The organism is Noviherbaspirillum sp., assembly GCF_035627455.1.
Taxonomy (GTDB): domain Bacteria; phylum Pseudomonadota; class Gammaproteobacteria; order Burkholderiales; family Burkholderiaceae_D; genus Noviherbaspirillum.
Window position 1 is genome coordinate 1 of sequence record NZ_DASPLS010000088.1, and the last position, 5605, is coordinate 5605.

Below are 5605 nucleotides of genomic sequence, written 5' to 3' on the forward strand. Positions count from 1 at the left end.
GCGGTTGAAGAACTTGCCGCTGGCATCGCGCTGCGGCCAGATCTTCAGCTTGCCGTCTTCCACCGTGTAGTTCTTGGTCGGGTTCGAGCTTTCATACCAGATGTGGTCGTTCCACACGCTGGTGTTGAAGCCGTTGTTGAATTCGTCGGCGAAAGTCTGGGTATACAGGTTCGCATCCTGGCCATACGGTCCGGTCGAGGTGGACGGCGTGGGCGAGGTGCTGGAAGTCGCCGACGCATATTCGCAGACCTTGTTGGCGCCGGGATAAGGGTCGCCGAAGACCGAGTTATTGCAGGCGATCGAACCGGTTGCGGTACGCGTCGCCCACTTGTCGAGCAGGCCGTAGCGCACTTCGCGGGTACCGGAGAAACTGCAGGTGCCGTATTCGGATGCGCAACGGGTCCAGGCTGGTGCGGGTGCGGGTGCGGGTGCGGGTGCGGGTGCGGGTGCGGGGGCCGGGGCCGGTGCCGGTGCCGGTGCGGGTGCGGGAGCCGGTGCGGGCGCAGGCACTGTCGTGGTCTTTGCGTAGTCGCAGACCTTGTTCGCACCCGGATACGGGTCGCCGAACACCGAATTGTTGCAGGCGATCGAACCGGTCGCGGTACGTGTGGCCCACTTGTCGTTCAGTCCATAGCGCACCGTGGTCGTGCCGGAGAAGCTGCAGGTGCCGTATTCACTGGCGCACCTGGTCCAGGTGGTCGTGGTTGTGGAAGGCGCAGGAGCCGGCGCCGGCGCCGGCGCAGTCGTGGTGGTACCGTACTCGCACACCTTGTTGGCCCCCGGATAAGGGTCGCCGAACACCGAATTGTTGCAGGCGATGGAACCGGTTGCGGTGCGGGTGGCCCAGCGCGTGCCGAGCCCGTAGCGGACCTGCTTGGTGCCGGAGAATGTGCAGGTGCCGTACTCGGAAGCGCACCGGGTCCAGGTGGTGGTCGGCGCGGGCAAAGGCGCCGGAGCCGGAGCGGGAGCCGGAGCGGGCGCAGGAGCGGGCGCGGTCGTCGTCTCGTATTCGCACACCTTGTTGGCGCCCGGATAGGGATCGCCGAACACGCTGTTGTTGCAGGCGATGGAACCGGTCGCGGTCCGGATTGCCCACTTGTCATTCAAGCCGTAACGGACCCGGCGCGTGCCGCTGAAGCTGCAGGTGCCGTATTCCTGCGCGCAGCGCGTCCAGGAGGAGGTAACGACAGTGGATTCCGCAAGAAAGATGTCGGTACCGGATGTGGCGGCGGCAGTGTCGCCGCTGCCGCCGGCGCCGCCGCCGCAAGCGGCGAGCAATACGGCGGCACTCGACACGGCCGCCATCGAGTAACGATGAAGAGATGAAATAGACAAGATAGGCCCCTGAGGAAACGGTTGCCGCTTTTATTCATAGCAGCAAGAGTTTCTTAAGAGCATTTCCTGTCAGAAATGGTTCCAGAGGAGATAAGGCGAAAAGTCAGGGTTTTTCGCCGCAGTTCCTCGCATGCCGGAACCACAGGACATGCTGTCAGCAGAATGAAAATCAGTGGTGCGAACGATGCCTGAATTGCCACGCCCGGATGTAGTTGATCTCGTACGAGTTCGACTTCCCGGTCGGCGTGGTGTCGTCCGGCTCGCCGCTCGAGCTGCCAAACCAGAGGTCCACCAGGATGAACATCGGGTCGTCCATCCTCACGTCGACCGAATAGGTTTCCTTGCCGTCGAGGTAGAAGGTCACCCGGTCCGGCTCCCATTTGGCGGCGTACTTGTGGAATTTTGCGGACAGGTCGCGGCGGGCGTCGATCTGGCGGCCGCCGGCCGACACGCCTTCATCGCGCCATACGGTTGCGCCGTAGGCGGTCGGACGCGACACGCCGGAATCGTCGGTATAGCCCCACGGGTCGACCCCGCCGGGATAGGCTTCCATGATGTCGATTTCCGGGCGCCGGTTGCCGGGATGCGCGAACAGCCAGAACGCCGGCCACGTGCCCTTCCCGCGCGGCAGCTTCGCCTCCATTTCGAAATAGCCGTACTTCTGTTCGAACTTGCCGTCGGTGACCAGCGTCCGGTTGAAGAACTTGCCGGACGCATCGCGCTGCGGCCAGATCTTCAGCACGCCGTTTTCGACGGTATAGTTTTTCGTCGGATGCGAGTCTTCATACCAGAGGTGGTCGGTCCACAGCGCGCCGTTGTAGCGGTCGAATTCCTCGGCAAAGGTAAGCACGTAGTCGGATGCTTTCTGGCCGAACGGCGTCTTCTGCGCCGGCGCATCGCGCCGCTTGGACTTGGCGGCGACCGCAAGCAGCTGCGCCTGTTCGGCGTCCTCGCCGCAGGCGGAAAAACCGACTGCCGCGCAGATGCACAGCAGGACGACGTGAAGCAGGCGTTTCTTTCCAGGCATACCGGGTATCGCGCTCGATGGTTGATCTGTTATCCGCAGTGCGGCGCCGCTGCCGCACCTCCGCTTTTACCCGTGTCAGGCGCTCTGGTAGCCATTCGGATTCATGCTCTGCCAGCGCCAGTGGTCGGCGCACATTTCCGCCAGCCCCTTGCGCGCGCGCCAGTCGAGCACGTCCCAAGCCGTCTTCGGGTCCGCATAGCACACCGCGATGTCGCCCGGCCGGCGTCCGACAATCTGGTACGCCACCTGGCGTCCGCTCGCCTCCTCGAACGCGCGCACCATTTCCAGCACGCTGTAGCCGCGTCCCGTTCCAAGGTTCAGCGTGAAGCTCTTGCCGGAGCGGAACAGCTCCGCGAGCGCCGCCAGGTGGCCGCGCGCCAGGTCGACCACGTGGATGTAGTCGCGCACGCCGGTGCCGTCCGGCGTCGGATAGTCGTCGCCGAATACCGACAGCTTCTCGCGCCGGCCCACCGCGACCTGTGCGATGAATGGCATCAGGTTGTTCGGGATGCCGCGCGGGTCTTCGCCGATCAGCCCGCTCGGATGCGCGCCGGCCGGATTGAAGTAGCGCAGCGCGCCGATCGCCCAGGACGGGTCGGACTTGCCGAGATCTTCGAGCACCTGTTCGACCATCAGCTTGGAGCGGCCATACGGATTGGTGACTGACACCCGCGCCGTTTCCCTGATCGGTACCGATTCCGGGTCGCCGTAGACGGTGGCCGATGAACTGAACAGGAAATTCTTCACGCCAGCGTCGCCCAGCGCCTGCAGCAGCGTGACGGTGCCGGCCACATTGTTTTCAAAGTAAGCCAGCGGCTTTTCCACCGACTCGCCGACCGCCTTCAGGCCGGCGAAGTGAATCGCGGCGTCGACCGGATGCACGCGCAGCAGGGCATCGAGCGCGGTGCGGTCGCGCACGTCGGCAACATGGAAATCGATGCTGCGGCCGGTGATCCGCTCGACGCGTTTCAATGATTCCTCGGAGCTGTTGCACAGGTTGTCGATGGCGACGACGCGATAGCCGGCGTTCAACAGTTCGACGCAGGTATGCGAGCCGATATAGCCGGCGGCGCCGGTAACGAGAATGGTCTTAGTGCTGGTCATGCTGAGTGCTCCGATCATCAGTGCCGGCGCGATGCACTCGCAAAACGCGAGGGCGAACGCGCCCTGCGGCCCGCCCTGAGGAAGCGGGCCGTTGCGTGGATTGACAGACTGGAAACCGGGTTAGGCGGCTTCCATCGTGAGATGGGTGCTGCTGTTGCGCACTTCCTTGACGATGTGATCGGACAGCCGGAATGCGAGCGCTGCCAGGGTAATCGTCGGGAAATTCGCGCCCGCTGTCGGGAACACCGAACTGCCCGCGACAAACAGGTTGTTCATGCCGTGCACCTTGCAGTTGCGATCGACAACGCCGAGTTTCGGCGAGTCATGCATGCGCGTGGTGCCCATGTGATGCCAGGTGCCTTCGAGGTCGGACGGCCACTTCTTCCCCTCGATCGGCGGATCGAGTTTCACCTGCGCCACGCCGCTGCGGCGCATGTCGTCGGCCAGGATCGCCAGGGTACGGTCGAAGGTGCGCTGCACCTTCGACGTCAGGCGCCAGTCGACGCGCACGCGGTTCATGCCCAGCTGGTCCTTCTGCGTCGGCGACAGCATCACGCGGCTGTTCGGATCGGGTTCCGGTTCCACGATGAGCTGGAACTTCACTTCCTTGATCAGCCAGCGCGGCTGGAACAGGCGGGTGTAGCCGTAACCGAAGGTGTCGACCGGATGCGCAAGCATGGTCGCGATATCCCTGGTCAGGCTCCAGTCCTGCTGGTCCTTCTGCAGCAGCGCCTGCTTGATGCGGAACAGCGCCTGCGCGCCTTCGCTGCCTTCGCCCGGGAAAATCGAGTTGAACCAGACGCGCGCATTGAGGATGCCCTCTTCCTGCAGCACTTCCGGTGTCAGCGCGTACTGATGCGCGACATGCGTGCCGTGCGCGGCGACGGCGGAGTTCATGTAGTGGTACTTCACGTCCGACAGCTTGTTGCGCGACCATTCATCCGCGAACCGGATGCTTCCGGTAATCAGACGCGGATGGTCCATGAAGAAGCGGCCGACCAGGTCGTTGGCATTGCCCAGACCCGCGGGCGCCACCTTGTTCGACGCCAGCAGCAGGCGCGCATTCTCGATGCCGCCGGTGGCCACCACGTAGTAGCGTGCCGTCACGTCGATCCGCCTGCCGCTCAGCGTCGCGACCTGGATGCGCGTCACGTTCTGCGCGCTGCGGTCGGTATCGATGTTGACCGCGTTGGCGTAGAGATAGACGCGGATGCGCGAGGAGCGCTTCAGGGTTTCGCGGTACAGCTTGCCGAAACGCGCTGGCGGACTGAACTGGGAAATGGTGTCGCGCACCTTCCCGGTGACCAGCGGCATGCGGCGCACGTCAGGCCGGTTGATCGAACGCTCCCAGAAATCGGGATCGAAGTTGTTCGGGCCCAGTTTCAGCAGCGAGTGCGTGCGGTCATAGTAAGGCGCCAGCTCCGCCAGGCCGAACGGCCAGCCGCTGTAATCGATCCAGTCGCGCTTCTCGAAATCCCAGGGGTCGAGCGGACGACACCAGCCGCCCCAGCAGTTGCTGCTGCCGCCGAGGAAGCGGCTGCGGCTGCCGTCGGCGAAGTTGTAGCGCCACTCGCCGACGTCCTCGCCGCGGCACAAGTCGCGCGTGCCGTCATCGGGCGCGAAACCGCCGCTTTCGAGCAGGCAGACGTCTACCCCCTGTTTATCCAGCTCCATCGCCAGAGTGATCCCGGCGACGCCGCCACCGATAATGCATACCGTCGACTGCACGACGGCTCCTTGTTCGACCCTTCTGGTATCAATAAACATTATTCTTTTGCTTGGCTAGAGTAAGAAAAGTCATCCCTGATCGATATTCAAGTTGCTCCGGCAACCAGATGTATTGAAGATAGACGGCAATTCAGTACGCGGTTTTGATGTGCGTTAGAAAGCAGTCACAATCTGTACGGCACATCTGCTGCGACAAATCAAAATGGCAGGCGCGCGTCGGGCTTGCTTGCCAGGATTTCGCGCTTGAACTCCCCCTGGATGCGCTTGAGCGCCGCTTCCGACTCCCCTTCGAAGCGCATCACCACCACCGGCGTCGTGTTGGACGAGCGCGCCAGCCCGAAGCCGTCCGCATACTCGACCCGCAAGCCGTCGATCGTCACCACCTGTTGCGCCCCCGGAAAGCGCGCTTCC

3 protein-coding genes and 2 pseudogenes are annotated in these 5605 nt (G+C 63.6%); all 5 read right to left on the reverse strand.

Translation table 11 applies throughout. The annotated features are described in order from the left end of the window. A pseudogene (locus tag VEC01_RS17370) lies at positions 1-1335 on the reverse strand (hypothetical protein); the annotation flags it as partial. A 169-nt stretch (positions 1336-1504) separates the two neighbouring features. Then, positions 1505-2362 carry a glycoside hydrolase family 16 protein gene (locus tag VEC01_RS17375; RefSeq protein ID WP_324902170.1) on the reverse strand — a complete coding sequence of 286 codons (858 nt, stop codon included), beginning with the start codon at positions 2360-2362 and terminating at the stop codon, positions 1505-1507. Between the two features lie 75 nt (positions 2363-2437). After that, a complete protein-coding gene (galE, locus tag VEC01_RS17380) occupies positions 2438-3466 on the reverse strand; it encodes a UDP-glucose 4-epimerase GalE (RefSeq protein ID WP_324902171.1) in 1029 nt (342 codons plus the stop codon). 120 nt (positions 3467-3586) lie between these two features. Next, on the reverse strand, positions 3587-5233 hold the full coding sequence (locus VEC01_RS17385; protein WP_324902172.1) for a GMC family oxidoreductase: 1647 nt from the start codon (positions 5231-5233) through the stop codon (positions 3587-3589). A gap of 158 nt (positions 5234-5391) precedes the next feature. Further along, positions 5392-5605, reverse strand: a pseudogene (locus tag VEC01_RS17390) (phosphomannomutase/phosphoglucomutase); the annotation flags it as partial.